The following is a 26,583-nucleotide window of genomic DNA, read 5'->3' on the forward strand; positions in this document are numbered from 1 at the left end:
GCCGGCGATCGGACGTTTCACGCCACCATGTGCTGTTCAGCGCAGGGCCAGGCACGGCAGCCAGGCGCGTGAGGTGCCGTGGACGGCGGTGAGCAGGGCGCTCAGCGGGCCCGCCGCGCCGGTGAGCAGTCCCATGTGCTCCTGGCCGAGGGCCTCCACCGCGGGCAGGCGGTCGTGAACGTGGGTGATCAGGCGTGCCTTGAGGACGGCCGCGGCGGGCAGCGCGGCATGGCGGTCGAAGGCGTCGGCCACCGCCAGCACGCCGGCGGCCCCATGGCACAGGCCCAGCAGGTCGCCCGGCCGGTCGCCGAAGAGGTGGAAGTCCTCGTCGTACCGCTCGGCGAGGGTGGTGAAGGCCGCCGCGGCCCATGCGGCCGCCTCCGGGTCGCCGGTCGCGTCGGCCGCGTCCCACAGCGCCCAGGACACGCCCGGGGTGCCGTAGCACCAGGCCTGGCGGGCGCGCGGTCCGGCGGGCGGCGGGCCGTCGAGTCCGGCGCCGTCCCAGGTGCGGACGGCTCGACCGTCGACGAAGGACTGCCGGGCCAGCCACCCGGTCGCGTGTCGCAGCGCGCGCAGCAGGCCGGGGTCCGGGCCCAGTCGGCGGACCGCCGCGGTGAGCGCGGCGACGACTCCGGCGACGCCGTGCCCCAGGCCGGTGTTGATCCGTCCGTCCAGCCAGTCCAGTTGGGGGTGGTCCGCGTAGCCCGCCGTGCGCAGCCGCGGCAGGTCGTCGGCGTCGCACAGCGCCGCCAGATACCCGGCGAACGGCCGGATCTCGTGCGGCGCCGGGTGGGTTCCGGCGCACAGGGCGAGCAGGATGCCGGACGGCCCGAGGATCAGGTCGTAGTCCGGGAGGGTGGCTTGTTCGCGGCGCGGGTGCGGCTGCGGGGCGCTGCGCACCAGGTGGTCGCGGAGCCGGTCGGCGGCCGCGCGCAGCCGTGGCTGCACCCGGGCGCCCAGGCGCAGGCCCACCAGGGTCCCGGCGAGGCCCCCGTCGTACAGACCGCGGTGTCCGGGACCCCGGCCGGCGGTGCGGGCCCAGACGGCGACGGCACGGGCGGCCGACTCGTCGGCCCCGGGCGCTCCGGTTCCGCGCACCAGGGCCGCCAGGACGGGGACGCCCGGATCGGACGGCTGCTCGGCCGTGCTCTCGCCGGACCGCGCGGTCCAGGCGTCAAGGAGCCCGACCGCGACAGCGGCGACGGCGGTGCCGGTGTGCTCGCGGCTGTCGACGCTCCGGGCGCTCTCGGCGCTCTGCGCCATGGCACCTCTCCTTCGGGACGGCGGTGCGACGGGCCGGCGTCCGGTCCTGTTGAACGGGCAGGACGCCGGTGCGGCGGCATCCCGTGCCGCCGGAATCAGGCGGCCTGAGCTGCCTCAGGCCGCCTGAGGGGGCGTCAGCAGATCACCACGGTGGCGCAGACGATGACCGTACACACGCCGCTGCACTCCATGGTGTGTGCCTGCGCCGTCGGCAGGTCGCTCTCGGTGATGCGCTCGTCCAGGTCGCCGATCAGGGCGTCGAGGTCGGTGAACTCGGTGGATACGGGCATGGTTCTCCTCCTTCAGGAGCGGTGTTGGTTGGGGACCGCCCCGGTGCCCCGCCCGCTGGGGGCGGGTGCGCCGGGGACGCCGGGTGTGCCGCGCAGTGCGGCGGCGGCGAGTGCCGCGAGTTCTTCGGCTCCCCGGCCGGCGGGAAGCCGCAGCAGCAGCTGGGCGGCGACGGCGGCGCCGCCGTGCAGCGGGTCGCGCAGCAGCAGGCCGTCGGGGCCGGGGAGCATCTCCTCGACCAGGAGGTCCGCCCCGGGCTGGTGCGCGCACAGCCGCTCCAGCAGGGGGACGGCAGTCAGTGCCGCGAAGTCGACGGGCACCGGTCTCGCCCCGGCGGCGGTCCTGACGAACGCGAAGCGGGGGAGCCCGGCGTCGCGGCGCAGGCCGGTGAGCGCGCGCACCTTGGCCAGGTCGCTGTCCCCGGGCCGCCACAGCAGCTCCCTGGACACCCGCCAGCCGGCCGGGCTGACGACCAGGGTGCCGTCGACGGTCACCCGCGGCACCCGGTGTGCCCCGGGGAGGGCTTCGGTCAGTCCGTCCAGGCGGACGACCCGGGAGGCCGCGGGGTGGCCGGCCGCCAGCAGCAGGCGCAGCAGGACGTCGTACGGGGGCAGCGGGGTTCGGGTGGCGTGGTGAACGGGAAGCAACCGCTGCCCGTCGGCCTCGGCGACGACCTGCCGGCCGTCCCGGCGCAGCGTGATGCGGTCCAGCGGCAGATGGCGGGCTGCCGGACCGGCCGGCCCGTGGTACGGCGCCGGGTCCGGGTCGCCGGTCCACCAGCCGGTGAGGACGGGGCGGCGTACGGCGTTGGCGGCGCGTTCGGCCAGCGGGGGCACCAGCAGTTCCACGAACCGGGCCCCCGACAGCCGCTCGACGGCTGCGAGGAAGGCACGGTAGCCGTCGGCGTTCGGGTAGGCGCCGTGCAGGGTGTCCAGTGCGGCCGCGAACCGGGCGTCCAGCACGCCCGCGGGCGAGGCGGTCTCCAACACCGCCAGCGGCCCGGGGCTTCGCAACGGGCGTAACAGGCAGTCCAGGGGCCAGGGCGGCAGCGCCGTCCGGGCCGGGGGCGCGCCGAGCGCGTCCAGCAGGCCGTCGTCCAGGTCCACCTGCTCGTCACCGGCGTGCCCGGCCAGGTGGTCCAGCAGCCCGGCGTACCCGGAGCCGGACGTCGTGGCGGGATGCCAGCCGGTGTGGTGGCGCCGGGTCTGCGGCGGGCCCGGCGGACCGTAACCGTCGGACAGGTGCCGCAGGAGGATCTCGCCCAGCGGGCAGGGCCGTTCACCGAGCCCCTCCAGTTCCGGCGGCAGTGAACGCCGGCCGTCCGGCGCCGCCGTCCGGTCGGCGTCCCGCAGCCACGCCACCCGTGCCGCGATCCCGAGGGCCCGCTGCACGTGCTCGGCGGCGGCCGCGGGGACGGAGGTGGTGACGCTTCGGTAGGAGTCCGTGAACCAGAGGCGGGGACCGGCGGCCGGGACGTCCGGCACTGGGTGCGGAAGCACGCCCCGGACGCGCACCTCCTCGGCGCCGGTCCAGCCGCTGAGACGGCGGCGCGGGGCGGCGCAGACCTGGAGGACGCCGAGGTCGAGCAGGTGGGCGAGGAACCCGCGCAGGACGTCCCGCCCGGGAGCCGCCCGCACGGCCGCCGTGCCGAGCAGGGCCGCCTCGACCTCCTCCAACGGCCGTGGCCCGTCGGCCAGGAGGGCGAGCACGCTCTCCAGGGGGCGGGTGCGCCGCAGGACGACCTCGCGCATCCGGTCGCCCCCTCCCGGGTCGATCACCCAGCAGCGCAGCACACCGGTGCCGCTCCCGGGGCGGGCGGTCTGGAGGAAGTACAGCGGGGCGGGGGCGATCGATGTCGTGGGGTCGGCGGCCCGCAGGCCGCTGTCGGCGAGCCGGGCACGCAGCAGGTGCACGTTCTCCACGGCCTCGGCCGCCACCGCGCCGAGGACCGTACCGGCCGCAAGGAGCCGGGGCACGCGCTCCTCGCCCCCGTCCTCGCACGGCGGCCCGACCGGCAGCAGGGCCGCCTGCCCGGCCCATCCGCGCGGGGTCGTCTTCGCCGCCGCCCGGCCCAGCGCACGCCACAGGTACGCCCCGCGTTTACGCAGCGGCTTCTCGCTCCAGGAGCCGCCGGCGGCCAGCCGACGGGCCACGTCGGCGGCGAGCCCGGGTTCCGCCTCCTCCACGAACGCGGCCATGACCGGGTCCTCGCTCAGCAGGGACCAGCCGAGCGCCGCCACCCGCTCCCGCTCCTCGCTCACCGCACGGTCCAGTTCCGGCAGGGCGGCGGCCGCCGACTCGGCCTCGTGGCACAGCAGTCGGGCCTGCGCGGCAAGGGATTCCGCGCCGGGCAGGCGGTCCAGCAGCCGGCAGTCCGCCGGGCCGGGGGCCGCCCCGCGGTGCAGCCGGCGGCGCAGGGCCAGCACGGCCCGGCGGTCAGCGGGCGCCAGGTCGGGGTGCGGTACGACGGTGGCGCCCAGCCGTGCGGCCAGCGCCCGGGCGTGTCCGGCCCGCCGCTCCTCCTGCCCGGCCTGCTCGGCGACCCGGGCGCACAGCCGCGGGTTGCCTGCCGCCGCCCATGCGTCCAGCGGCATGCCGGCCACGCGCAGCAGTGCCGTGCCGCCCAGTCGCGCCACCTCGTTCACCTCAGCCTCCCGCCGTCGGCGAGGGCCTGGGTCAGCAGGCGCTGCCGGGCCAGGGACAGCCGGCCCCGGTTCCAGTGGAAGACGGTGTGGTGGGCGGCGGCGCGCCGGGTCCCGATCAGGGCGTCCCCCGACTCGAAGTACCCGCTGCGCCACCGTTCGGCGGCCCGGCGTACGGCGCCCGCGTGCGCCTCCACCACCGCGCGCCGCCGCGGCGGCACGGGCGCCAGCAGGCCCTCGCGTCCGGCGCCCCAGGCCTCGGCGATGCCGGCGGCGGCGCGGCGGACCTCGTCCGGGGCCGGGCCGGGCAGGCCGCGCCCGGCGTCGTCGCGCACCACCTGCCAGACTCCGCGGTGCTCCCACCCGACGATCCCCAGGCCCCGGAGCACGCCGTCCAGCAGTACGAGGGAGACCCGCCAGTCGGCGACCGGCCGGGCCGCCTCCTCGTCCGCGTTGCCGAGATGGTGGTCGAGCCAGGCCAGCGAGTCCGCCGTGAACAGGTCGTGCACGTACCGCATGGACGCCGGACCGCCGAACAGATAGGTCTCCGGCTCGTACACCCCGCACAGCGGTGGCCGCGACCCGCCGTCCAACTCGCGGAACCGGCCGAGCAGTTCCTCGCGCAGGAGGCGGGCGTCGGCAGGTGTCGGGGCCTCGAAGCGGACCCGCAGCCCCGGCGGCTTGTGCATGAAGAAGAAGGAACGCACGGCCCCGGCGGCGATCAGCTCGCGGGCCGTGCCGGCGATGACCCGGTACGCCCGCGGGCAGGCCCTCGGGCCCGGTGCGACGTTCACCTGGATCCAGCCCGACTCCGGCAGGTCGTCGCGGAGCGCGGACAGACCGGCTGTCAGGAAGGTGTGCCGGGCCGCCTCGTAGCCCGGATCACCGGGGTCGACCGGCACCGTTCCGAAGGAGGTGTCGCGCGCGTCACGGAGGCAGTCGGCCAGCAGCTGTCGGACGTCGAGCACGGTGCCGCCTCCTCGGATCAGCCCCCTACTCCTGCGATTTCCGCACCTTCCGACATCTCAAAAACGAAGGACCAGTCTTCATATGATCGACGGACGTACGCCGGGGTACAGCCCGCGCCTGCCGCATCGGTCCCGCACCTCCGCCCGCCCCCGCACCCGCTCGCTCGGGGGCTTCACCTCGTTGTCGGTCCGACTGGGCAACCGAGGCGACAAGTCGGAAGAGGATCACTGACGGACAGGTCCGGCCGGGTCGGTGTGACCCGGCTGGACCTCGCCGGTCAGCGGTTCAGCGGGCGTTCGGTGTCCGCGCCACCGGATCGGCTACCAGCCGACGGCGACCAGGAGCCATTGCGGATCGGCGTGGGAAATGAAGGAGGACTGGCCGGCGACGTCGTCGTAGGGGAAGCCGTAGGCGAGATGGTTGATGGCGTTGTCGTGCCAGAACTTGGCGTAGTAGTTCGCCGGTGCCGTCGTGTAGTACTGGGCCGGGTCGGACTGCTGGGAGGCCGGCAGGGTGGCGACGTGGCGGTTGAGGGCGGCACACATGTCGGGGTTGCCCGCCAGCGAGGCGGCGCAGCCGAAGATGTCGGAGGTGGCCGCGTTCACGCCCACCGACTGGGCGTAGGCGGTGAAGTAGTTCGCGTTGGCGCCGCCCGCGCGGAAGCTGGGATCGCTGCCGGGCGCGATGATCCGGTACGGCGCCTGCGTCTGGGCGAGCACCTTGAACTGGTCCGGAACGGCGTTGGTGAAGCGCTGGAAGGTGGTGGCGCGGTCCTCGGCGAAGGTCTGGCGGTTCTCGCCGACCTCCGTGTCGTATCCGTCCTTGGTGTGCAGGCGCATGGCGAGCTTGAGGCCGAAGGCGTCGACCCGTGTGGTGTTGCCGTTGAAGACGTTGTCGCCGACGGTGAACTCGATGAAGTCGTAGTACGGACTGTTGGGCGAACCGAGGTAGAAGTACATGCGGCCCGCGGAGTTGGCCGGCATGTCGAGGTAGGGCTGCTCGGCGATGGAGTGGGTCTGCCCGTTGAAGCTCCAGTACACCTGGCTGTCGGGATACTTGCCGTTGGTGCGGTTCAGGATCTTCACCTCGACGGCGTTGTGCGCGGCGGGGATGTCGGAGGTGGAGCCCCAGAAGTCGTCCGGCGGGGTGGTGCCGCCCGGGCCGTAGACCTGGAACTCCCACAGGGAGTAGCCGTACGGGGTGCCCCGCGTGGTGCCGTAGAGGCGGACGTAACGGCCACTGCCGGATATGGCGATGCCCTGCGTTCCGCCAGTGGCGGTGGTGGTGGAGTAGACGGTGGTCCAGGTGCTGGCGTCGGTGGAGATCTGGATCTGGAAGGCGCTCGCGTAGGCGGCCTCCCAGTTCAGAGTGACACGGCTGAGTTGCTGGACGGACCCGAGGTCCACCCGCAGCCATTGCGGGTCGGCGAAGGCCGAGGACCAGCGGGTGCCTGTATTGCCGTCGACCGCCGCGCTCGCGGGGAAGGAGCCGTTCTCGGTCGAGGAGGCGGTGGCGGGTCTGCCCTGGGACAGCAACTGGTCGGCGGCGTGCGCGGGTGTCGGTGCCAGGACCGCGAAACAGGCGGCGATCAGGGCGACGACCAGGCCGAGGGCCGCGCGTGAGCGTGCGGCGCCGACCGGCGGTCTGCGGAAGGGTGCGCTGGCGGAACTCTGCATGCGGGGTCTCCTCAAGCCGGATCGGCATGCGTGGGGATGGAGCAACAGCAAGGTGAGAGCGCTCTCTGGGGTTGTAGTCCTACCCGCGTCCGCGGTCAACAACTGAAGCCGAGATCAGTCGGGTTCGCGGCTCTGCAGACATGCGGCGCTGATCCCGGTGCCGGTGCCCCATGGGGCGCATTCGGCTTCCGACCGTCCACGGAGCCCCGCGCCTTCCTCTGCTTAAATCCCTTGACGCATCCGGTACGGACCTGACCGCGCCGTCATGCCGACTCCCGCACCACGAACGCGGGGTCGAGGACGACCGACGTGGCGTCACGCCCATGCCGTGCCCGCACACGCGCGGCGGTTCGCCGGGCGCTCGGCCGGTCCCCGGGGCGGGCTGACGACCAAGGTCTGACGAGACGCTCTGCCCCCCCGGGTGGTCGGCCACCGCATCGACCGCCCCCAGTACGCACCACCTGCGGCTCGGCCGCACCGCGACGCTGGCGCGGGACATCGGCGCGAGGGGGCGCGCAGGCCTGCCCGCCTGCCCTAATGCCCTTCGTCCCGCCTGCACCATCGCCTCAGCGCTCTTTGGATCAGGAAGAGTGCCCCTGCTGCGAGCATGGCCATGCCCAGGAAAACCAGGTATCCGCCGATGGCGGCCAGGAGGACGGCGACCAGGGCCAGGAGGGCGCCGATGAAGAGCACAAGCGTGCCAACCACTATCAAGATCGTCGCGGTGACAAGGAGAAGTACGAGGATGGCCACGGCTGCCTCCAGCCCCTCGTTTGCTCTTTCGCTTACTGGCCGAGGCGTGGGCGGCGTTGTGCTGCCGCAGCGGTGACTGTGTGCACGGCGGCCTTCTGTCCCAGCCGGTGGATCGGTGACCGCATCCCTGGTCCCGCCTTCTCCCAACTCCTGCGCGAATGCCGATCATCGGGGCTGGGAGGTGGGCGTAGGCAGGGCCGACGATGACCATCGGTCGTGAGTGCCTTGGTTGCCCGCCTCCAGTCTCTTCCTCCCCGCTCGACTGAGCCAGTGCCTACGGCCTCCCCCTCGAATGCGGAACGCGGCGGGTGACCTACGCCGATCTCGACGCGCTGGCCGACCGAGTGGCCCGGCATCTGCACGGCGTCGGCCTACGGCGACGAGGCCGGCTGACGTCCGCAACGCGATCATCGGGCCATGCACGCGGCGACGGCGTCTACGGGGACCAGCACACCGGGAGCGCCTCGGCGGTGATCAGAGGTGCGCAGCAGAAAACCGACCAACTCAGCGGGCGAGCACCGAAGCCCGCCCCGGGCTCAGATCCGCGACGCGAGGCGTGGGAGTTCTTCGGTGGGCGGCGTGCCCTGTGATGCGGAGAGGGCAGGATTCGAACCTGCGTGGACCCTTGCGGGTCCGACCTTGAGGCGTGCTCGTTGGTCCCCGATCAGCCACTCCGGGCACCTCTCCTCGCTCCCGACCCGGTGATGTCCGGGGCCGTTCACGTGAAAGAGAGTGACACGGGCTCCTGACATGGCACTGACATGTGAGAGGCCGGGCGAGGTCGCCGGTTCGGCGTGTCGCAGATCGGTGTGGTTACGTCGCCGTGGGGGGGGGGGGCTGGCGCCGTACGAGGGTGTGTTTCCGCAGGAAGCAGGGGGCCGGCAGCAGCGCGGACTACCGGGTGGCGATGCCCTTGAAGCCGGATCCGAGTCCGTGCCGATGAGCGCGGCGCCGCCTTGCCGCGTGATGCTGGACCCGTGCGTACCGGGGGGTCGGGCCGGCGGCGTTGGCTGAGGAGCAGGGCCAGGGCCTGTGCCTCAGGAGCGTCCAGCGTCACGGTGACCAGCACGGCTTCGAACTGCTGCTCGCGATGCCGGGCCGGGGTGTGCCGGCCGGCTCCGAGGGTGGGCTCGTCGCGGTGCGTCGATGCGCGCTGGGGCTGATGCCGCGGGTTCGTTTGAACGCCGCGCTGAACGCGAACGCGTCGGAGTAGCCCACAGCGCGGGCGATCTCCGCGACGGTCGCCGTCTCGCGCTCGGTCAGCAGGTCCGCCGCGAGCGTCATGCGCCAGTGGGTGAGGTAGGTCAGAGGCGGTTCGCCGACCAGTTCGGTGAACCGCTTCGCCAGCGTGGCCCGCGACACCCCGGTCCGGCTGGCAAGCGAGGCAACCGTCCACGGCGCTGCCGGTTCCCCGTGCAGCAGGCGCAGCGCGCCGCCCACCACCGGGTCTCGCCCTGCGGAGTACCAGCCCGGCGGAGTACCGCCGGGCCGGTCGAAGTACTCGCGCAGCGCGCACACCAGCATCCAGTCCAGCAGCCGGTCGAGGACGACCTGCTGGCCCGGCGTGTCGGCGGCGACCTCGGCGGCGAGATGGTCCCACACGGGGTCGGGCCCGCCACCGGACCCCACGCGCAGTACGACGGGCAGCGCGTCCAGCAGCCTGCGACTGATCTCGCCGCGCACCGGATAGGCACCGACGACCAGGGTCGTCGTGTCGTCCCCGCCGGTACCGGCGTCGTGCCAGCCGAGCCGGTAACGGGTCCCACCCTGCTCGGGCGTCGAGCAGAACGCACCGCACTCGACGGGTTCGGCCCGAGTGCCCACCTCGTCGACGAAGAGAAACGGCGCGGGTCCTCGCACGATCATTGTCTCGCCGACGCCCAGACGCTCGGGCGGGCGGCGCTCCGGAACGATCCAGCCGCCCCCGGAGAGGACGGTGCACAAGGTCAGCGGCGCGCCGTCCACGAAGTGCAGCGACCAGGGTGGCGTCAGGGTCGAGCTGCCGAACAACGAGCCCTGGGCCCGCACTCCGCGCAGTAGGTCGCCGAACGCATCCACCCGCAAAGACTAAACGATGCAGACGATCACCCAGGTGATCTGGCTTATCACCTATGGAACCGTCCAGGTCCGTGCCGTTGACTCGCTGTCATGAGCAACGACATCACTCTTGTCCTCGGCGCGACGGGCAACACCGGCCGGCGGGTGGCCGCCCGGTTGCGGCTGCGCGACACGCGCATACGCGCCGCCTCCCGTTCCAGTCCGGTCCCGTTCGACACCTGCTCTCCGGTCACGGCGCCGACGCTTGGGGCGACTCCGCGTTCGGGCTGGACATGCGCTCGGCCGAGGACGCCGTACGCGGCTCGGCGCTGGAATGGACCATCCCGCGTGCCTCGAACTTCGCCCAGAACTTCGACGGGCACCCCTTCCGCGTCCCACTGGCCGCCGGCGAGCTGGCGGTTCCGGCGGGTGCGTCCCCGAGCCGTTCATCGACGCCGGGTCTATGAGCTGACCGGGTCGCGCGGGGAGCTGACCGGGCCGCGCGGGCCGACCTGGGCGGAGGCAGTCGAGCTGATCTCTTGGGCGTCCGGGCTGCCCATCGTCTACCGGCACATCACCCCGGCCGAGTACACCGCGACGTTGGTCCAGGAGGGCTGGGGCCAGGACGAGGCCCGGCACATCACCGAGATGTTCGTGCTGCTGGAACGCGGGATCGCCGCCTGGACGACGGACGACGTCGCCACCGTGCTGGACCGCGCGCCGCGGACTTTCGAGGACTTCGTCCTGCGGGCGACGGCAGCGGAAGCCTGGCGGTGCTGAGTCCCACGCGCCCGGCCTGGCGTACTGGGCTCCGGAGACGGAGCACCGCACGCCATCCTGCACGACCACACCACTTGTAGACGTCCGTCTTCACGTAACTGGAGCCATCAATGCATACCCTCCTGGTCGCCGCCAACCCCGACCCCCGGTCCCTGACGCATTACGTGCTGGGAAGACTTGAAGCAGCGCTCCAACCCGGTTCGGTGGAGATTGCCGACCTGGCCGAGGAGCGGTTCGACCCCCGGTTCACTCCGGCGGATCGCCGGGCGTACCACGACGGCGGCAACTACCCGGCTGACGTCATGGCTGAGCACCGCCGTCTTGAGCGCGCTACCGACCTCGTGTTGGTCTTCCCCGTGTACTGGTGGTCGATGCCCGCCCTGTTGAAGGGGTGGATCGACCGTGTCTTCGTCAACGGCTGGGCCTTCGAACACTCCCCGGATTCGGGCCTGCGGCCGAAACTGCAGGGGCTCACCACACACCTTCTCCCCATCGCCGGCGACGCCGCCGGTGCCTACGAGCGCCACGGATACGAGAACGCACTGCGCACGTAGATCGAGCACGGCATCATCGACTACTGCGGCAGCCGGCGCGGCTCCACCGCGTTCATCTACGAATCCGAACAGCTCGCCCCCGAGACAACGATGCGAGATGTTGACCGTGCGGTGCGGACCATCAGCGATGCCATCCATACGCGCCTGACGGAATGAGGCAAGGCCCCGGCCGCCGACCCGGCCAGTCCGGTCGGCCGGCACCGCCAGGAGCACGAGCAGCAGCGCCGGCAGCTCGACCCCGGCCAAGGCCGCCGGCCGTGACGCGACGTGCGGCCCGCATGGCGGGACGCACGGCGAAGTCACCGCGCCAGGCGCCGGGGCGCGACCGGCCGCCCACGCCTGAAGTCACCCGGAAGCGGGGAGGGCGCCAGGGATCGCCCGCTTCCACCCCGAGGCGGAGACGCCCCCGATGCGGGCGCGCTGCCCTTCCCCGTCGGGATGTGCTCCCGGTAACCGCCGTGACGGCATTCTCCGAGGCGCCGGCCGGCGTCGGCGTATGCCCTCGCATCGTCGCGTGCGGCCCGCCATTGTTGGGTGGCGGGCCGCACGCGGTCGGTCCTTGCTGCTTGTGGTGTCGGTCAGGCGCCGGGCTGCACGGGGCCGATCTGGGTGCCGAAGTCGACGGACAGCTTGCCGTCGGCCTCCTGGTCACCGGGGATGATTCCGCCGCCGGGGGTCCTGAGGGTGAAGACGACCCGGTTGGCCGTCGCGCCCTTGGAGGCGTTGGGCACCTGGATGTCGAAGTGGACGGGGTGGCCGGGGCCGAAGGTCACCTTGGTGTTCTGCGAGCCGTAGGGCTTCGCGGTGATGCCCTTGAGGGAGCCGTTGTTGTAGAACTTCACGTCGCGGGGGGAGCCGGCCAGCTGGCAGGCGCTGGTCTTCGGGGCGGCGGTCAGCGTGACGCGGTAGTGGCGGTGTCCGGCGCTGGCGTTGTCCGGCGTGATCTTCGTCTTGAGGTTGGCGGGGCGGCACGAGGACGGCGCGCCGGAGCCGGCCGCGTGCGCGGTGGTGGATGCCTGTGCGACACCCGTACCGGCGATTCCCGCCAGTGCAACGCCGGCAACTGCCATCACGAACTTGGTGGACTTGGTCATGGTCGACTCTCCGTGTCTAGCTGTCGTACGTGGGGCCGCCGCCCCGAACTCCTGACGCCTCGAAGCCTTCCGATTCCCTTCGTTATGGGCGTCACGGCGATGTAACGCCTTCGCCACAGGGACCGGAGTGCCGCCTCGGTCCGTACTCACCGGTGCGGGTGACCGAGGTCGGTCACGGCTCGGCGGCGGCTTCGTGCAGCGGGCGGACCTGGTGGTGCGGGCGCCGGAGGCCGGGGTGCCGGTGATGCTGCTGGAGATCGACCGTCGCACCGAGGACGCGCACGACCTGGTCACCAAGCTGTGCTGGAGGAGGCCGGCCGCCGTCACTGGGCGGTTCGACGCCTACCACATGGGATCACGGCCCGGGACTACGGCCAGGCGGTACCCGTCGTCGTCACCACCCTGGAGCAGCTCCAAGAGCACAGCGCCGGCGCGGCGGTGTGGCGGCGGCTTGGACGGGAGGGCCGGCCCGAGCGTGTCCGGTCGTCCCCGGCTCTGCCCGTTCATGCCCGAACCGCATCCGGATCTGTTTACTTTCCCGGAAGGCAGGCGTAGCCTCCCCGGTAAACCACAGATTCGGGCATCGGTCGGAGGCAGACGGACATGTACGCAGCGGAGCGGCAGCAGGAGATCCTCCGGCTCGCCCGTGACGGCGGCCGAGTGGACGTCGTGTCGCTCGCCGAGGAGTTCCAGGTGACGGCGGAGACGATCCGCCGCGACCTCAAGGCCCTCGATCGGGCCGGACTGCTGCGCCGGGTGCACGGCGGGGCCATCCCGGCCGGCCGCCTCGACTTCGAACCGGACCTCACCGAACGCGAGTCCACGGCGGCCGACGAGAAGGACCGCATCGCCAAGGCGGCCCTGGCCGAGCTGCCCGTCGACGGCACCGTGATCCTCGATGCCGGCACCACCGTGGCCCGCCTGGCCGCCGCGCTCCCGCTGGACAGCGAGCTGACCGTCGTCACCCACTCCCTGCCCATCGCCGCCCGCCTCGCCGACCACCCCGGCCTCCAGCTCCACCTGGTCGGCGGCCGCGTTCGGCACCGTACCCGGGCCGCCGTGGACGCCTGGGCGCTGCGCGCGTACGGCGAGATCCGCGCCGACGTGCTGTTCGTCGCCGCCAACGGCTTCTCCACCGCGCACGGGCTGACCACCCCCGACCTCGCCGAGGCCGCCGTGAAGCGGGCCGCCGTCGCCGCCGCCCGCCGGGTGGTGCTGCTCGCCGACTCCTCCAAGCACGACCAGGAGCACTTCGCCCGCTTCGGCGACCTGGACGACGTGGACCTGCTGATCACGGACAGCGCCCTGAGCCCCGAAGACGCCGCCGCCATCGAGCGCGCCGGCACGGAGGTGCTCCGCGCATGATCGTCACCGTCACCCCCAACCCGTCCCTGGACCGCACCTACGAGGTCCCCTCCCTCGACCGCGGCGAGGTCGTCCGCGCCACTGGCGAACGCATGGATCCCGGTGGCAAGGGCGTTAACGTCTCGCGCGCCGTGGCCGCCGCCGGCCGCCGCACCGTCGCCGTTCTGCCCCTGGGCGGCGCGCCGGGCGCCCTCGTCGCCGAACTCCTCGCCGCGCAGGGCATCGAGGTCGCACCGGTCCCGGTCGCCGGGACCACCCGCTCCAACATCGCCCTCGCCGAGGCGGACGGCGTCCTGACGAAGATCAACGCGCCCGGCCCCGAACTCGGCCCCGAGGAGAGGGAACTGCTCCTGCGGACCATTCGGCGCCAGGCACGCGGCGCCGACTGGATCGCCTGCTGCGGCAGTCTCCCGCGCGGCCTCGCCCCCTCCTGGTACGCCGACCTCGTCGCCCGGGCGCACGCCGCCGGGGTGCGCATCGCGCTGGACACCTCCGGGCCCGCCCTCCTGGCGGCGCTGCGCGAGGGCCCGGACGTGGTCAAGCCCAACGCCGAGGAACTCGCCGAGGCCGTCGGGCGCCCCCTGGCGACGGTGGGCGACGCGCTGAAGGCGGCCGAGGACCTGCGCTCGCTCGGCGCGGGCGCGGTGCTGGCGAGCCTCGGCGCCGACGGGCAACTCCTCGTGACTGGCGCGGGCGCCTGGTACGGCGGCGCGCCGGTGGCCGCCGTCCGCAGCAACGTCGGCGCGGGCGACGCCTCGCTGGCCGGTTTCCTCGTGGCGGGCGGCGCGGGCCCCGAGGCCCTGGCCTCGGCCGTCGCCCACGGCGCGGCCGCCGTCCAGTTGCCCGGCAGCGTGATGCCCACCCCGGCCGACCTGTCCCCGGCGGCGGTCACGGTGACGGCCGACGTCCCCCTCGACCGCCCCCTGACGGACCCGGCCCCATGACCCGCCCCACGGCCCCCACCGCTCTCCGGGAAACTCAGACCCGGACCCGGAGCCCGACCGTGGGCTCTGGGCCCACGGCCCACACGGCCCACACGGCCAGCGCGGTCCGTATGGTCTCCGCCGCGCCCCTCGGCACCCGCGCCGGGGCCCCGGCCCCCGCCGCCCCCCATGGCATCCCCGTCCCCACCCCCGCCGCGGCTTCCCCCGCCGCTCGGGCGACACGCGTGCGAAGGAGCCCGCGATGAGCGAGATGATCACCGCGGACCTGGTCGACCTCGACCTGTCCGCCGACACCAAGGAAGCGGCGGCGCGCGCCCTCGCCGAGCGGATGGCGGCCCTGGGCCGGGTGACCGACCTGGCGGGCTTCCTCGCCGACGTGGCCGCCCGCGAGGCGCAGATGCCGACCGGCCTGGACGGCGGCATCGGCATCCCGCACTGCCGCAGCGCGCACGTCACCGAGCCGACGCTCGCCTTCGGGCGCAGCGCCGCCGGGATCGACTTCGGCGCCGCGGACGGCCCCGCCGACCTGGTCTTCCTGATCGCCGCACCGGCGGGCGCGGACGACGCCCACCTGACGATCCTGTCCGCCCTGGCCCGCCAGCTGATGAACGCCGAGTTCACGGCCGCGCTGCGCTCGGTCGCCGACACGGCGACGGCGGCGGCACTGATCCGTGGGGACGTGACTCCGCAGGAGGCCGCCGCGGCGCAGACGGAGGCGGCCCCGCCCTCGGACGAGGCGGCTTCGCGCTCCGCGCAGACCTCCCCGGCCGACGACGCGGCCCCGGCGGGGGCGGGCACGCCGGACGCGGCCCCCGCCCCCTCCGAAGCATCCGCCCCGAAGGACACGACGGCCCCCGCCACCGCCGGCCCCACCCCCGAGCACCCCTTCAGGATCGTCGCCGTCACCTCCTGTCCCACCGGCATCGCGCACACCTACATGGCTGCCGAGTCGCTGGAGAACGCCGGCCGGGAGGCGGGCGTCGAACTCGTCGTCGAGACCCAGGGCTCGGCCGGCTTCACCCGCCTCGACCCGGCGCTGATCGCCGCGGCGGACGGCGTGATCCTCGCCCACGACGTCCCCGTACGGGACAAGGACCGCTTCGCCGGGAAACCGACCGTGGACGTCGGCGTGAAGGCCGGCATCAACCGCCCCGGCGAACTGATCACCGAGGTCCGGCAGAAGGCCGCCCGGGGTGAGACAACCGCCCCGGCCGCCGCCGGCACCCCGGTCGAACGCACCGGCGAACCCGGCGAGGGCTACGGCACCAAACTGCGCAAGTGGCTTATGTCGGGCGTCAGTTACATGGTCCCGTTCGTCGCGGCCGGCGGTCTGCTGATCGCGATCGGCTTCGCGCTCGGCGGCTACAAGGTCAACAAGGCCCCCTCGGTCATGGACCACTTCGTCTGGACCCAGACCGACAGCTGGGCCGCGCTGATGTTCCAGATCGGCGGGGTGGCCTTCGCCTTCCTCGTCCCGGTTCTGGCCGGCTACATCGCCTACGGCATCGCCGACCGCCCCGGCCTGGTACCCGGCTTCGTCGGCGGTTCGATCGCGCTGACCATCAACGCCGGGTTCCTCGGCGGCCTGGCGGCCGGACTGATCTCCGGCGCGGTGGTGACGGCGATCCAGCGGGTGCGGATACCGCAGGCGCTGCGCGGCATCATGCCGGTGGTGGTGATCCCGCTGATCTCCTCGGCCGTCGTCGGGTTCCTGATGTTCGTCGTCATCGGCAAGCCCATCGCCACCGCGCAGAAGGGCATGACGGACTGGCTGTCCGGGCTCAGCGGCGCCAACGCCGTGCTGCTCGGCGCGCTGCTCGGCCTGATGATGTGCTTCGACCTCGGCGGCCCGGTCAACAAGGTCGCCTACACCTTCGCCACCGCCGGGATCGCGGTCTCCGACCCGAGCGACTCGGCGATGAAGATCATGGCCGCGGTGATGGCGGCGGGCATGGTCCCGCCGCTGGCGATGGCCCTGGCCACCACCGTGCGCGGCCGGCTGTTCACCGAGACCGAGCGGGAGAACGGCAAGGCCGCCTGGGTCCTGGGCGCCTCCTTCATCTCCGAGGGCGCGATCCCGTTCGCCGCGGCCGACCCGCTGCGGGTCATCCCGTCGGCGATGGTGGGCGGCGCGCTCACCGGAGCCCTGTCGATGGCCTTCGGCGCCACCCTGCGCGCCCCGCACGGCGGCGTCTTCGTGGTCCCGCTGATCGGCAACCCGTTCCTCTACCTGATCGCCGTCGCGGCCGGCGTGTGCACCTCGACGGCCCTGGTGGTCGCCCTCAAGACCCTGCGCGGCTCCGCCCCGGGCGCTCCGGGCGGCGAACGGGAGAAGGGCGAACACGAGCAGGCGGCGCGGTCCGGGTCGGCCGACCGCGAGCAACCGGTGGCCGCCTGACGCCCCGACGCCGCCCTCCCGCTTCGGGATACGGCGAGCAGTTCACGTCACCTACGAGCTACGTCATGGTCCGGAGCCGATGCCCCGGACCGTGGTGTTCACTTGGTGACACGCCTGAGCACGTCTCGATGCTGATGTGGTGCGGCGTGGACCTGCCCGCCGTGCTGATCATCGCCTGCGCCTTCGTTCTCGCCGGCTACTGCTACGGCCTCCGGTTCGAGATCCGCCGGCGGCCCGTGCCGGGCCTGCCGGCCCTCCTGCCGCAGCGCACCTCCGGCTGGCACCGCGCGTACGTCGAGCTGTTTGCCGCGGGACGGGCCGCCTTCGCCACCTGATGCGCCCGCTCAGCGATGGCCGACCGTCCCTCTTCCAGCCGCCGTCCTCCGGAGGCTCGCGGTAGCCGGCGTCCACTCAGGCCTTGGTCACGCGCGGGTGGGCGGCGATGCGGGTCAGCAGGACGGCCGGCTTCCCCCGGGAGAAGTCCCTGCGGAGCTTCGACTTCGATGCCGACCCCAACATCGACCCAGCCACCATCCACACCCTCGCCAGCTGTGAGTGGATCAAGAAGAGCCAGCCGCTCTGCCTCACCTTCAACGGCACCATCATCGAGACCGGCACCGACTCCTACCGGCTCGCCTCCACCCGGGCCCGAGCCGAGGAATTAGCCAAGGCTGGCTGACCGCGACAGACTTAGGGCCGACTACCCGCCCCATCCAGGCGACGGGCCGTCGGCCCGAGACGCTCCAGTAGGCTGCGCTGGCCATGGATACGAACGCCGAACCCGAGCAGACCCGGCAGACTACGAACCCTGCCGGTCCGCCGATCCGGCAGCTGTTCCGGGAGGTCATCGCCGACCGCATGCAGGGCCCCAGGCTTCCCCAGGCCGCGATGCTGTTCGACGTCGAGGTCGACCCTTGCTGGGACGACCGGAGCTTTCTCGGCGACTTCTACAGCGAGATCCTCCACCAGGACACCTGCCAGCCGGCCACCGCTGACGGCCTCGCCCTGGTCACGGCCCTCGCAGTCGACGACCGCATTCCCGCCCGGCACCGGTTCCAGGCCGTCGGCCTGCTGTTCAGGGCTGCCACTGTCGCCGAGCGCCATCTCGCCGAGACCTGGCCGGCCACCCCACAGCATGCCGATCCCGACAGCGAGGCCCGGGCCCGCAGCGCGGTCCAGGCTCACGTCCCAACTCTGCTGGCCCGCTGGTCGGCCGAATGCCCAGCTGTTCGCCTCGCCCTCGCCGGGCTCGCCGTGGTCTTCCCGACGGACCGCACCCTGCCCGCCCTGACACCGCGCCTGCAAACCTTCACGCACCAGCACAGCCCTGGCAGCGACATAGGCGACTACGTGCGGTTCGTCCTCGTCCTGGCCACCCGGAACGACGACCACATCCTGACGGCGACGGAGAAGCTCACTGACGCCTACTGGACGGGAACAGCGCGCAGAGTGCCAGCCCGGCCGCGAGCCCTCCACCTCCTCGGCCAGATGCTGACAAAGGTCGGAATCGGACTCACCCGAGCACCCGCCGGGCAGTGACGCACCGCGCGTCGCTCGCGCTGCTTTTTCTCGGGTTCTGGCTCAGCTTTCGTGCAGTGGCCACGGTGAGTGACAGCTGAGCGTCCCTGGGCGGCTTGAGAAGTCGCCCGAAGACCCTGGTCGACGCGCTGCCCGAGCGGAGGTGCCGGCGTCGCGGGTGGTTGGCGTCGATGAGTACGTCACCCGCAAGGGCCGTCACTACGGCACCGTCTTGGTCGATGTCGAGACCCACCACCCGACCGACCTGCCCCCCGACCGGGAAGCATCAAATCTAGCCGCGTGGCTCGCCCAGCGGCCCGGCGTCGAGGTCATCTGCCGGGACCGAGCGCCGTTGTTCACCGAGGGCGCCGCCGCCATCTCCACCCACTGCCTGGACATCAGCGAGCCGACGACCGTACGCGGCCTGGAGTCCGGCTACCGCTTCTACACCGCCCGCTGGTCTCTGTCCGACCTTCCCATCCGCCGCCTACCCGCCCCGCGCCCGACCCGGACCGGCAGCCCCCGGCCGATCCCGGCGAGCCGGCTGCGCCCTGGCTCCAGGGCCAGGACGCGGGGGAGTGGGAGATCCCGCGCGGCCCGCTCCCGTACGAGCGCGCTGACCTCGTCGGCGCTGTGTTCCGGGAGAAGCCGCGCGCCGCCACCGCTGCCGCTGTGCGGGGCCGGGCGTACGACGTCACCCGGCACCAGCAGGCAGCGATGCCCGAGCAGTTGCTCGCGCCCGAGCCGGCCGACCCCGAGCATGACGAACGGGAGCAGGAGGCCGGGCCCGAAGAGGCGATCGACATGACGGCACCGCGGGCCTTGCGGAAGCCCCGTACAGACGTGGCAGCCCTCGATCTCTCTACCGACCGGCTGCGCCGCCTCCAGGACGGGTTCGGCAAGGTGGGCGACGACTTCCGCTTCCGCGCGGATCGCTGCGTCGGCTGGGACGACGCCACTGGCGCGGTGCGCCCGGTCGGCCAGCAGGTGCACCGCCCGCAGGAGCCCGGACCGCACCGCGGCAGGGGGGCTGGCCACTGAGCGGACCCCATGGCGCGTACCCAGGATGACAAGGAGCCCTGCCGCGGCCGTGGCTGGTTCCGCCGGCGGCCCTGACGGCACCCTCCGCACCCTGTGCGACCACGGGCCCGGGCTCCGTCGGCTCGGCGCGGTGGTCCGTCGGCGGCTTCTGGCAGCGGGGCGATCGTTCGCTCCGCTGCCAGGAGTCTCAGTCCTTGCCCATGGCCTTGCGCACGGCGTCCCTCGTGCGGTCCATGACGGCGGCTACCGGGCCCAGGGCCAGGTTCGCTGGCCGGGATTCCACTCCGGGGTGGGGCCGGGTCGGGGCCAGGGCCTCTGCAGCCTTGACGCCACTGGCCATGGACGCGAGGCGAACGGCTCGGGTGCTGCGCCTGATGTGGGAGAACTCGTAGCGTTCCTCGGCCCGTGCGTGTTCCTGCACGTCCTTGCGCAGGGCCAGGAGCCGGGGCTTGAACTCGGGGTCATCGGTGTCCATGTCGTCAAGGGCGGCAAGCGTCTCTTTCGCCTTCCGCTCCTCGGCGAGGCGGTCGGCCACGACCTCTTCGCCGCCCGGCACGTACTGGCGGGTGAAGGGGTGCACGACCTCCTCCTCGGCTGTCTCGTGGACCGCCAGGAGCCGGACGAGACGCCGGAACGCCTCACGCTGTTGGTCACCGGTTGTCCGCTCTACCTCGTCGAAGAGGTTGCGGATGTCACCGTGCTGGCGCATCAGCAAGGACACGACGTCGTCGTCGGCCGCGCGGTCGTCTCCGGCCTGCGGTGTGTGGATCTCGGACATCGCGACGGCCTCACTTCTCGCGCTGGGCGGGGTCGGGGTGCTCACCCTCGGTCTGGATGCGGTACTCGCGGCCGAACATCGCGTCGTGGTCGGCCATCACGCGGTCGCTCGGCGGGGCTTCGCCGCCGTGGATCTGCTCTTGCATCTTCTCGAACCGCTCGTGGGCCTCGCGCACGTACCCGGCGCCGAGGGTGGTGAGGTCCATCTGGGTGTCCAGCAGTTCGCGCAGGTACTGCTTGTTCGGCTCGAAGGTGAGCACGTTCGGCAGCTCCGGCGCCAGTACCTCCTGGGGCTCCCGGCCGTCGTACCGGCGCATCAGGTCGCAGGCGGTGTGCAGGTGCTCCAGCTCCATGTTGAGGTGCAGCTCCCAGATCGACTTCACCCTGGGGTCGCTCTCCTGCTCCATGAAGGAGTAGTACAGGTAGCACTCGTTGTACTCGTGGTTGACCAGTTGCTCCCACCACGTCTCGCCCGGGTCGACCAGTGACTCGTAGTGGGTGACGTGCTCCTCCTCGACCAGCCCGATCTCCTGGTAGAGCTGACGGGCGATCGGCTCCATGTAGGTGGGGCCGGTGTTCATGTAGAAGTTCATCGTCTGCTGCTCCGCCGACATGATCGTCAGCGCGTGCAGCTTCGACAGGGGGTTTGTCGTGTTCTTGTCGTACGGGTCGCGGACGTTGTCGACCGGATCGCGGTGGTGGTACCTCGTGGGTCGGCCCGGCATCACCTCGGTGAGGTTGTCGACGATCGACTCCGCCTTGCGGTGTTCGATCATCTCGTACAGGTTGGCGTACCGGTACAGGTGGTCGAAGTCCTCCAGCACGCCGAACTGGTACGCCTGCTTCAGGTACGGATCCGGCTCCATACGCGCCACCCACGCCGTCAGGTCCACTGCGACCTGCTCGTAGGCGATCGTGGTCTCCAGCACCGAGGAGACGCCCGGCAGTAGCCAGTTCACCACCTTCTGCTGCTGCGCCTCGATGTACCTGGTGCGGGCGAGCTGCCGCTTGACCTCCGGGTCCACGGTGTTGCGCGCGAGCTGGTGGCTGAACAGGATCGCCTCCACCTCGATGCCGTTCATCGTGATGATCCGGCACCGGGTGTACGGGTCGCAGTGATCGGGGTCGATCGGATCCACGTTGAGCTCGCGCCAGTTACGGAGCTGGCGGTCCAGTGGGATGCCGCGCTGTTCCAACGGATTGAAGGTCACGTGCGATCTCCTCGCAGACAGGGACTGATGAAGTACCCCCCGTGTCGGCACGATGCGAAACTCCAGTCACCAGTCATGCTCTGCACGATGCGAGCCGCTCGCCCCTGCCCACGCCGCACCGCCTGCTGGGTGCACCCGAACAGCGCTGGCCCGATCGTGTAGGACGAGGCGGACAGCGGACGGGCGTCCGCCGTGCGCCCGTGGCTCTGGGCCCGGTGAGCAGCGCGACTCCAGATGGATGAACCGCGAAGCAGGAGTGCGGCGAGCGGTTCGACGCGCGGCGGGCGCCCGGGCACAAGGACCTTGCCGACGACGTCTACGGCCCGGCGGAGCTCGCGAAGTGGTAGCGCATCGACCAGCTGCTCGCCGCCGCGCCCGCGAGCCCCCTCTATGCGCCGGACACCGACGCCGTCGTCCAGGCCGAGTTCGCCGCCGACGCTGTCCGGGAAGCCGGAGCTTCGTGAGGCCGTCCGGGTAGCGTCCCGCGCCGACGAGCTCCAGGCGCTGCGCGAGCCGGGCAGGCAGGGGCCGACCGAGCCCCGCACTGGAGACGAAGCCGTCCGGGATGAACTCACCCGGCGAGCCGGCGGGTACGTCCCAGACCGACGTCGACGGCTGGCTCGCGCACGCCTTGGCCGCGCATCTCGGGCACTACCGCGACCCGACCGCCAGCGACGAAGCACAAGCCGCCCGCGGCGAGGTCCTGGCGACCCTCACCGAACGCTCCGGCGTCTTCGCGTAGACGGAGCGGTGGGCGACCTGGCGGTGGGAGCCGACCTGGCCCACGCTGTGCCTGCCCCCTGCCTACACTCAGCCGCCGACCTCACCGCAACCGCCCGGGACAGCTGACACCTCGCCGACCCGAGACCGCAATCACCCTGTGACGTCCGGCGTGCCGCTGCTTCTGCCGTCGAAGGGCGGGTACTCCCGGCGGCATGGGATCTTTCGGTTCACCTGTGTTGTTGGTGTTGTTCGTGGCCAGTGCGGCTGTCATCTGGATCGCGGGTATCAAGCTGTCGGACACCACTGATGTACTCGCCGAACGGCTTCACCTGGGCAGCGCGCTGGGTGGTCTGATCCTGCTGGCGGTCGCGACGAACCTGCCCGAGATCGCGATCACCGCGAGCGCGGCCATGGCGGGTCAGCTTGATGTCGCGGTCGGCAACATTCTGGGCGGTATCGCCGTCCAGACCGTCGTCCTTGCGGCCCTGGACGCGGCAGGCGTCCGCCCGCGCGCCCCGCTCACCCGCCTGGCAGCCAGTCTGCAGCTGGTCCTGGAAGGGGCCATGGTCGTGGTCGTCCTCGCCGTGGTCGTGATGGGCACCCAGCTCTCCCCTGGCCTGCACGCGGCCCGCCTGGCCCCCGCCTCGGTGGCGGTCGCGATCCTGTGGGTGATCGGCCTGGTCCTGCTCAACCGCGCCGGCCGCGGTCTGCCGTGGCGGGAGGGCGGCGACGCCCCGGACAGCCAGCCCGAACCGCGCGGCCACTCCAAGGGCAAGAAGGAGAAAGCCGCCAGCGACAAGGGTGTGAGCACCGCCCGCGCCGGCCTCGTGTTCGGTGTGTCCGCGTTGGCCACCCTCGTAGCCGGTGTCGTGATCGAGCGCAGCGGCGAGACGTTCTTCGCCCGGCAGGGCTTGGGCGGTGTCCTGTTCGGCGCGACCGTGCTCGCCGCGGCCACCTCGCTGCCCGAGCTCAGCACCGGGCTGACCTCCACGAAGCTGGGCGACTACCAACTCGCCGTCAGCGACATTTTCGGCGGCAACGCCTTCCTGCCCGTCCTGTTTCTGCTCGCCACCATCATCTCCGGCAAGCCCGTCCTGCCGGCCGCCCACGACACCGACATCTACCTCACCGCCCTCGGGATCATCCTGACCGTGGTGTACATGGCGGGGCTGATCTTCCGCCCGCGACGGCAGTACGCGCGCATGGGCGTCGACAGCATCGCCGTCGTGGTCATCTACCTCGTCGGCATCGCCGGGCTGGCCACCATCGCCACCTGAACCGCGCGGCGGGACGACACCGCTGACCGGCACCACCCGCCCCCGCACGGCCATCCCGGCTCCTGCCCCGAGGAGGCCCGCCAGCCTTATGACGCCGAGCCACCCCTCGCTGGGGGCGGTGATCAGAGAGGCAGTAAATCCGTGCAGCGGGGTGGGGGAGCGGCATGGACAGGCAAAGCCACATCGATGCGCCATGCAAGGACGTTCGGCTTTCTGCGCCTGAGGCTGTGGTCGCGCCTCTTCCCGGCGACCGGGCGGGAGGGCTACGTGCCGGTCGCGTACGTGTGCACGGGCAAGACCTCTGCGCAGCGCGAGAACCGGATGCGGTGCCTGGAGCAGGGCGCTCGCCGCTACTTCGCCGGCACCCCGTACCCGCGGGCTGGGTTCACGTCGGTCGACTAGAGCGTGTCTCTTTGATGGGTTGATCGGTTGATCGGATATGTCCGTCCGATTAGTGATCACCGATGCGATGTGGGACCGGATCGAGCCGCTGATGCCTGCCGATCCGGTCCGCGGGCGGCGATGGGCCGACCACCGCCGCACTCTTGAGGCCATCGCGTGGAAGTACCGCACCAACTCGCCCTGGCGAGACCTGCCCGACGAACTCGGCTCGTTCCAGACCGCTCACAAGCGGCTGATCAGGTGGGCCGTCGATGGCACCTGGGAGAGGATCCTCGCAGCGGTCCTGGCGGCGGCGGACGCCGACGACGACCTCGACTGGACGGTGTCTGTGGACTCCACGGTCGTCCGGGCCCACCAACACGCTGCCGGAGCACGCAAAAAGGGGCGTCCCACTCCGGCGAGCCCGCCCATCACGCGCTCGGACGCTCCCGCGGCGGACTGAGCACCAAGGTCCACCTGGCCGCAGACGGCCGCGCACGACCCCTCGCCTTCACCGTCACCGCAGGCCAGGCAGGCGATGCACCTGCATTCGAGACGGTGATGTCCCGCATCCGCGTGCCCCGCACTGGTCCGGGCAGGCCCCGGACCCGGCCCCTGGCCGTTCTGGCCGACCGCGCGTACTCCTCACGTGCCATCCGCAGCCACCTGCGGCGCCGGGGCATCCGCGCGGTCATCCCGCAGCCGTCCGACCAAGTCGGCCACCGCCTGCGGCGAGGCCGGCTCGGCGGCCGCCCGCCCAGCTTCGACAGCGAGGCGTACAAGCAGCGGAACTCTGTCGAGCGGTGCATCAACCGCCTCAAGCAGTGGCGTGGCCTGGCTACACGAACCGACAAGCTCGCGATCGCCTACCAGGCAGCCCTCCACCTCGCGGGCATCCTCATCTGGATCCGACGCTGACCAAAGAGACAGAACCTAGCACCAGGCGGTGCCCGTGGCCGTCACCGAGCTGGAGCGGACCACCGCGACCCGGCCGGGGCCGCGGGAGCGGTGTGGCGCAGGCTCGGGCGCGAGTCCCTGGACGACTTGGACGGTGAGCGGCCGTACCGGGTTCAGCTCCAAGAGGCTCCTCGGCGGCGGGCGGAACGCGAGGCCGCGGAGTGTGAGGCGCAGCGGCCGGTGTGTGCCCGCTAGGGGGCGAAGTTCATCACGAACGCTGGCAGTCGGTCGTGCAGACCTCATGGCGGAGCGCTGGGGACAACCTGTGTGGGCCGTGCCAACAGGAGGACATCGACCGGGCGGAGACCGAGCGCGTCGCGCGGCGTGAGGCGGAGGGAAGCTGCTGTGCGGGAGACGGCCGAAGCGGAGGCGAAGAAGGGCCGCGGCCTGTTCGGCGGCCGCCGGTAGGCGCAGGACACGACGCTAACGAACTTGGTGCTCTTCGTTCCCGCCCGCTCGGTCCCGCGAACCGCGTCTCCAACCGGGAGATCAGCGAGACCGGGCGGGAAGGGACCGTCACCATGACCTTCATCGAGCCCGGCCTGTCCGCACGCAACGGCTTCGCCGAAGGGCCGCTCGCCGACGCCGCGCTGTCCCGTGCGGCCCGCGCCGGGCAACTCTTGGACGATCTGTAGGAGCGGGCGGCCACGATGACCGACGGCCGGCTGCCCGACGGCGTGTACCGGGGGCGCTGCGCCGCTTCACCCAGGAGCAGCCGCCCACGTGTCAGGTCGACAGCGCCCTGCGGGAGAGGCCGGACTGCCGGTTGCCGCAGGCCTTCCGCTGTCGGCGGTGGCTGAGAGGTTGGTCGGATGAACGCCGATGACGAACAGCTGCTGTGCGGCCGGGTGTACGGCTGCGACTACGACGACCCGGGCCCCGGCCCGCTGCCGCAGGAGCGGCCGCCCGCCAGATCAGTGGCGCGCCGGGTGTGAGCGGACGGTGTAGCTCCCGGTGGCTGGGGTTGTGACCGTGTAGTTCGACACGTTGGCGCAGGTGTAGATGTCTTCGCCCGGCTCTTTCGTGGCCTTGTGCCGGTACGCCCTGAACTTCAGTCGTTGTGTGTCGGCTTTCACGCCGGTGTAGGAGACGGTCACCGCGGGGATGTCCGCGCAGGTGCGGATGGCGTCGAACTTTTCGATAAATGCGTTGGCCGAGTCCTTGAAGCCGGAGAAGGTCTTCGGCAGGCGCCAGGCTCCGATTGTCCGTACCTTCCCTGTCGTGAGGTCTTTGATCGTACCGGTGTAGACCCGCCCGGACGTGGTGTTCGTCTTCGTGGCGGTGATGGTGTACTTCCGGCCCGTCACGTATTTCAGGTCGTCGATGCCGCAGGTGACACCGTCTTCGTCGTCGGCGCCCTTGTGGCAGTTGGAGCGAAGCGGGGTGGCGCCGACGCCGAAGAAGGAGAATCTGACGCCTGCCTTGCCGTTGGGGTGCGGCTGGATGCCCGAGTAGAAGCCTTCGCCGTCCTTCTTCGCGTACATGTAGTGCGCGTAGAAGATGTAGTCGGTGGCCAGGCGGGTGCCGACCTTGACGGTGTACGTGTAGGTGCTGAAGTTCCCCGGGACGGCGAAGTCGAAGTTGATGAAGTGCTGGGGAGGGTCAGCGGGAATCGACCCGGGGTCATCGGCTCGCGCGGTGCCCTGGGAGAGGGCCAGCACGGAGGCGGCCGCGGTGGTCGCGGCCAGCCAGGCGCGCCGTGGCAGGAGACGCAGCATGGCAGTCCTTTCGTGTCTCGATACCGCGCGGCAGGGCGCGGGCCTTTTCTGATGAGCTGTCCAAGCCGGGCTGGCGAGGCGCCCTCACTCTCAAGGAGCCGGGCAACTCGCCGTTGCCGTCAGCAGCCGACGATGGTCAGCCAGGGAGCGGGGAAGGGACTACGCGTCCGGGGCATCTCACTGACCTGCTCCTCCCGCTCGTCGGTGAGGGCGTCAC

At 72.0% G+C, this 26,583-nt stretch carries 25 protein-coding genes and 3 pseudogenes; 15 read left to right on the plus strand and 13 right to left on the minus strand.

Annotated elements, in window-relative coordinates; all coding sequences use genetic code 11:
• Nucleotides 1-36: 36 nt before the first annotated feature.
• The 8 genes and pseudogenes from HZZ00_RS18035 to HZZ00_RS18070 all read right to left on the minus strand — a co-directional run bounded on the left by HZZ00_RS18035 (nucleotide 37) and on the right by HZZ00_RS18070 (nucleotide 9,649).
• Nucleotides 37-1,263 (minus strand): lanthionine synthetase LanC family protein, encoded by a 1,227-nt coding sequence (locus tag HZZ00_RS18035; protein ID WP_180333154.1) that lies wholly within the window; start codon nucleotides 1,261-1,263, stop codon nucleotides 37-39.
• Nucleotides 1,264-1,397: 134 nt separating this feature from the next.
• Nucleotides 1,398-1,553, minus strand: coding sequence for a hypothetical protein (locus tag HZZ00_RS18040; protein WP_180333155.1), 156 nt, complete (start codon nucleotides 1,551-1,553; stop codon nucleotides 1,398-1,400).
• A 12-nt stretch (nucleotides 1,554-1,565) separates the two neighbouring features.
• On the minus strand, nucleotides 1,566-4,196 hold the full coding sequence (locus HZZ00_RS18045; RefSeq protein WP_180333156.1) for a lantibiotic dehydratase: 2,631 nt from the start codon (nucleotides 4,194-4,196) through the stop codon (nucleotides 1,566-1,568).
• On the minus strand, nucleotides 4,193-5,161 hold the full coding sequence (locus HZZ00_RS18050) for a thiopeptide-type bacteriocin biosynthesis protein (protein WP_180333157.1): 969 nt from the start codon (nucleotides 5,159-5,161) through the stop codon (nucleotides 4,193-4,195). The genes HZZ00_RS18045 and HZZ00_RS18050 overlap by 4 nt, the downstream gene beginning before the upstream one ends.
• 321 nt (nucleotides 5,162-5,482) lie before the next feature.
• Nucleotides 5,483-6,838, minus strand: a complete 1,356-nt coding sequence (locus HZZ00_RS18055; RefSeq protein WP_180333158.1) for a beta-1,3-glucanase family protein — start codon at nucleotides 6,836-6,838, stop codon at nucleotides 5,483-5,485.
• A gap of 534 nt (nucleotides 6,839-7,372) precedes the next feature.
• Nucleotides 7,373-7,591, minus strand: coding sequence for a hypothetical protein (locus tag HZZ00_RS18060; RefSeq protein ID WP_180333159.1), 219 nt, complete (start codon nucleotides 7,589-7,591; stop codon nucleotides 7,373-7,375).
• Between the two features lie 592 nt (nucleotides 7,592-8,183).
• Nucleotides 8,184-8,278 (minus strand): annotated as a pseudogene (locus tag HZZ00_RS18065).
• A gap of 366 nt (nucleotides 8,279-8,644) precedes the next feature.
• Nucleotides 8,645-9,649 carry an AraC family transcriptional regulator gene (locus HZZ00_RS18070; protein ID WP_180333160.1) on the minus strand — a complete coding sequence of 335 codons (1,005 nt, stop codon included), beginning with the start codon at nucleotides 9,647-9,649 and terminating at the stop codon, nucleotides 8,645-8,647.
• A gap of 408 nt (nucleotides 9,650-10,057) precedes the next feature.
• On the opposite strand from HZZ00_RS18070, the gene HZZ00_RS39070 reads away from it, so the two are divergent.
• Complete coding sequence (locus HZZ00_RS39070) at nucleotides 10,058-10,408, plus strand: hypothetical protein (RefSeq protein ID WP_306856177.1); 351 nt, start codon at nucleotides 10,058-10,060, stop codon at nucleotides 10,406-10,408.
• Between the two features lie 110 nt (nucleotides 10,409-10,518).
• Nucleotides 10,519-10,962, plus strand: coding sequence for an NAD(P)H-dependent oxidoreductase (locus tag HZZ00_RS18080; protein WP_257585870.1), 444 nt, complete (start codon nucleotides 10,519-10,521; stop codon nucleotides 10,960-10,962).
• A gap of 578 nt (nucleotides 10,963-11,540) precedes the next feature.
• On the opposite strand, the gene HZZ00_RS18085 is transcribed toward HZZ00_RS18080, so the two are convergent.
• The gene (locus HZZ00_RS18085) at nucleotides 11,541-12,056 is read right to left on the minus strand and encodes a DUF4232 domain-containing protein (RefSeq protein ID WP_180333161.1); all 516 of its coding nucleotides are present in this window, start codon (nucleotides 12,054-12,056) and stop codon (nucleotides 11,541-11,543) included.
• Nucleotides 12,057-12,659: 603 nt separating this feature from the next.
• Between HZZ00_RS18085 and HZZ00_RS18090 the strand changes: the two genes are divergently transcribed.
• The 8 genes and pseudogenes from HZZ00_RS18090 to HZZ00_RS18125 all read left to right on the plus strand — a co-directional run bounded on the left by HZZ00_RS18090 (nucleotide 12,660) and on the right by HZZ00_RS18125 (nucleotide 19,322).
• Nucleotides 12,660-13,421, plus strand: a complete 762-nt coding sequence (locus HZZ00_RS18090; RefSeq protein WP_180333162.1) for a DeoR/GlpR family DNA-binding transcription regulator — start codon at nucleotides 12,660-12,662, stop codon at nucleotides 13,419-13,421.
• On the plus strand, nucleotides 13,418-14,365 hold the full coding sequence (gene pfkB, locus HZZ00_RS18095; RefSeq protein WP_180333163.1) for a 1-phosphofructokinase: 948 nt from the start codon (nucleotides 13,418-13,420) through the stop codon (nucleotides 14,363-14,365). The genes HZZ00_RS18090 and pfkB overlap by 4 nt, the downstream gene beginning before the upstream one ends.
• 241 nt (nucleotides 14,366-14,606) lie before the next feature.
• Nucleotides 14,607-16,763, plus strand: a complete 2,157-nt coding sequence (locus HZZ00_RS18100) for a fructose-specific PTS transporter subunit EIIC (protein WP_180333164.1) — start codon at nucleotides 14,607-14,609, stop codon at nucleotides 16,761-16,763.
• A gap of 128 nt (nucleotides 16,764-16,891) precedes the next feature.
• On the plus strand, nucleotides 16,892-17,098 hold the full coding sequence (locus HZZ00_RS38410) for a hypothetical protein (RefSeq protein WP_257585871.1): 207 nt from the start codon (nucleotides 16,892-16,894) through the stop codon (nucleotides 17,096-17,098).
• A 119-nt stretch (nucleotides 17,099-17,217) separates the two neighbouring features.
• A pseudogene (locus HZZ00_RS39190) lies at nucleotides 17,218-17,349 on the plus strand (ATP-binding protein); the annotation flags it as partial.
• A 176-nt stretch (nucleotides 17,350-17,525) separates the two neighbouring features.
• A complete protein-coding gene (locus tag HZZ00_RS18115; protein WP_180333165.1) occupies nucleotides 17,526-18,302 on the plus strand; it encodes a hypothetical protein in 777 nt (258 codons plus the stop codon).
• Nucleotides 18,303-18,459: 157 nt separating this feature from the next.
• A pseudogene (locus HZZ00_RS38420) lies at nucleotides 18,460-18,594 on the plus strand (transposase); the annotation flags it as partial.
• A 320-nt stretch (nucleotides 18,595-18,914) separates the two neighbouring features.
• The gene (locus tag HZZ00_RS18125) at nucleotides 18,915-19,322 is read left to right on the plus strand and encodes a hypothetical protein (protein WP_257586051.1); all 408 of its coding nucleotides are present in this window, start codon (nucleotides 18,915-18,917) and stop codon (nucleotides 19,320-19,322) included.
• Nucleotides 19,323-19,509: 187 nt separating this feature from the next.
• Here HZZ00_RS18125 and HZZ00_RS18130 read toward each other — a convergent pair whose 3' ends face one another.
• Together HZZ00_RS18130 and HZZ00_RS18135 are read right to left on the minus strand one after the other, a co-directional pair.
• Nucleotides 19,510-20,100, minus strand: coding sequence for a hemerythrin domain-containing protein (locus HZZ00_RS18130; protein WP_180333168.1), 591 nt, complete (start codon nucleotides 20,098-20,100; stop codon nucleotides 19,510-19,512).
• 10 nt (nucleotides 20,101-20,110) lie between these two features.
• A complete protein-coding gene (locus HZZ00_RS18135; protein WP_180333169.1) occupies nucleotides 20,111-21,310 on the minus strand; it encodes a hypothetical protein in 1,200 nt (399 codons plus the stop codon).
• A 565-nt stretch (nucleotides 21,311-21,875) separates the two neighbouring features.
• Here HZZ00_RS18135 and HZZ00_RS18140 point away from each other — a divergent pair.
• The 4 genes from HZZ00_RS18140 to HZZ00_RS18155 all read left to right on the plus strand — a co-directional run bounded on the left by HZZ00_RS18140 (nucleotide 21,876) and on the right by HZZ00_RS18155 (nucleotide 24,609).
• Nucleotides 21,876-22,052, plus strand: a complete 177-nt coding sequence (locus tag HZZ00_RS18140; protein WP_180327584.1) for a hypothetical protein — start codon at nucleotides 21,876-21,878, stop codon at nucleotides 22,050-22,052.
• A 232-nt stretch (nucleotides 22,053-22,284) separates the two neighbouring features.
• On the plus strand, nucleotides 22,285-23,310 hold the full coding sequence (locus HZZ00_RS18145; protein WP_219014045.1) for a sodium:calcium antiporter: 1,026 nt from the start codon (nucleotides 22,285-22,287) through the stop codon (nucleotides 23,308-23,310).
• A gap of 186 nt (nucleotides 23,311-23,496) precedes the next feature.
• Nucleotides 23,497-23,712, plus strand: a complete 216-nt coding sequence (locus HZZ00_RS18150) for a hypothetical protein (RefSeq protein ID WP_180333171.1) — start codon at nucleotides 23,497-23,499, stop codon at nucleotides 23,710-23,712.
• A gap of 37 nt (nucleotides 23,713-23,749) precedes the next feature.
• Nucleotides 23,750-24,609 (plus strand): IS5 family transposase gene (locus tag HZZ00_RS18155; RefSeq protein WP_374028535.1). Its coding sequence is split into 2 segments (ribosomal slippage): nucleotides 23,750-24,092 and nucleotides 24,092-24,609, totalling 861 coding nucleotides; the frame shifts between segments, so codons are not numbered across the junction.
• A 15-nt stretch (nucleotides 24,610-24,624) separates the two neighbouring features.
• On the opposite strand, the gene HZZ00_RS18160 is transcribed toward HZZ00_RS18155, so the two are convergent.
• Entirely contained in the window at nucleotides 24,625-24,771 is a 147-nt protein-coding gene (locus tag HZZ00_RS18160; protein ID WP_180333173.1) for a hypothetical protein, read from the minus strand.
• A 689-nt stretch (nucleotides 24,772-25,460) separates the two neighbouring features.
• On the opposite strand from HZZ00_RS18160, the gene HZZ00_RS38425 reads away from it, so the two are divergent.
• Nucleotides 25,461-25,583 carry a hypothetical protein gene (locus HZZ00_RS38425; protein ID WP_257585872.1) on the plus strand — a complete coding sequence of 41 codons (123 nt, stop codon included), beginning with the start codon at nucleotides 25,461-25,463 and terminating at the stop codon, nucleotides 25,581-25,583.
• Here HZZ00_RS38425 and HZZ00_RS18165 read toward each other — a convergent pair.
• A complete protein-coding gene (locus HZZ00_RS18165; protein ID WP_180333174.1) occupies nucleotides 25,563-26,366 on the minus strand; it encodes a DUF3472 domain-containing protein in 804 nt (267 codons plus the stop codon). The two genes, HZZ00_RS38425 and HZZ00_RS18165, sit on opposite strands and share 21 nt — an antisense overlap.
• Nucleotides 26,367-26,583: the final 217 nt, after the last annotated feature.

Origin of the sequence: Streptomyces sp. NEAU-sy36, from assembly GCF_013423905.1 — a bacterium.
GTDB lineage: Bacteria > Actinomycetota > Actinomycetes > Streptomycetales > Streptomycetaceae > Streptomyces > Streptomyces misionensis.

What these genes read in the sequence shown, in the direction of transcription:
- HZZ00_RS38425 (WP_257585872.1), top strand. Translation starts at nt 25,461, where the DNA reads ATGAACGCCGATGACGAACAGCTGCTGTGCGGCCGGGTGTACGGCTGC.
- HZZ00_RS18140 (WP_180327584.1), top strand. Translation starts at nt 21,876, where the DNA reads ATGAACTCACCCGGCGAGCCGGCGGGTACGTCCCAGACCGACGTCGAC.
- HZZ00_RS18150 (WP_180333171.1), top strand. Translation starts at nt 23,497, where the DNA reads ATGCGCCATGCAAGGACGTTCGGCTTTCTGCGCCTGAGGCTGTGGTCG.
- HZZ00_RS18115 (WP_180333165.1), top strand. Translation starts at nt 17,526, where the DNA reads ATGGATACGAACGCCGAACCCGAGCAGACCCGGCAGACTACGAACCCT.
- HZZ00_RS18165 (WP_180333174.1), bottom strand. Translation starts at nt 26,366, where the DNA reads ATGCTGCGTCTCCTGCCACGGCGCGCCTGGCTGGCCGCGACCACCGCG.
- HZZ00_RS38410 (WP_257585871.1), top strand. Translation starts at nt 16,892, where the DNA reads ATGCTGATGTGGTGCGGCGTGGACCTGCCCGCCGTGCTGATCATCGCC.
- pfkB (WP_180333163.1), top strand. Translation starts at nt 13,418, where the DNA reads ATGATCGTCACCGTCACCCCCAACCCGTCCCTGGACCGCACCTACGAG.
- HZZ00_RS18085 (WP_180333161.1), bottom strand. Translation starts at nt 12,056, where the DNA reads ATGACCAAGTCCACCAAGTTCGTGATGGCAGTTGCCGGCGTTGCACTG.
- HZZ00_RS18130 (WP_180333168.1), bottom strand. Translation starts at nt 20,100, where the DNA reads ATGTCCGAGATCCACACACCGCAGGCCGGAGACGACCGCGCGGCCGAC.
- HZZ00_RS18035 (WP_180333154.1), bottom strand. Translation starts at nt 1,263, where the DNA reads ATGGCGCAGAGCGCCGAGAGCGCCCGGAGCGTCGACAGCCGCGAGCAC.
- HZZ00_RS18055 (WP_180333158.1), bottom strand. Translation starts at nt 6,838, where the DNA reads ATGCAGAGTTCCGCCAGCGCACCCTTCCGCAGACCGCCGGTCGGCGCC.
- HZZ00_RS18040 (WP_180333155.1), bottom strand. Translation starts at nt 1,553, where the DNA reads ATGCCCGTATCCACCGAGTTCACCGACCTCGACGCCCTGATCGGCGAC.
- HZZ00_RS18100 (WP_180333164.1), top strand. Translation starts at nt 14,607, where the DNA reads ATGAGCGAGATGATCACCGCGGACCTGGTCGACCTCGACCTGTCCGCC.
- HZZ00_RS18090 (WP_180333162.1), top strand. Translation starts at nt 12,660, where the DNA reads ATGTACGCAGCGGAGCGGCAGCAGGAGATCCTCCGGCTCGCCCGTGAC.
- HZZ00_RS18080 (WP_257585870.1), top strand. Translation starts at nt 10,519, where the DNA reads ATGCATACCCTCCTGGTCGCCGCCAACCCCGACCCCCGGTCCCTGACG.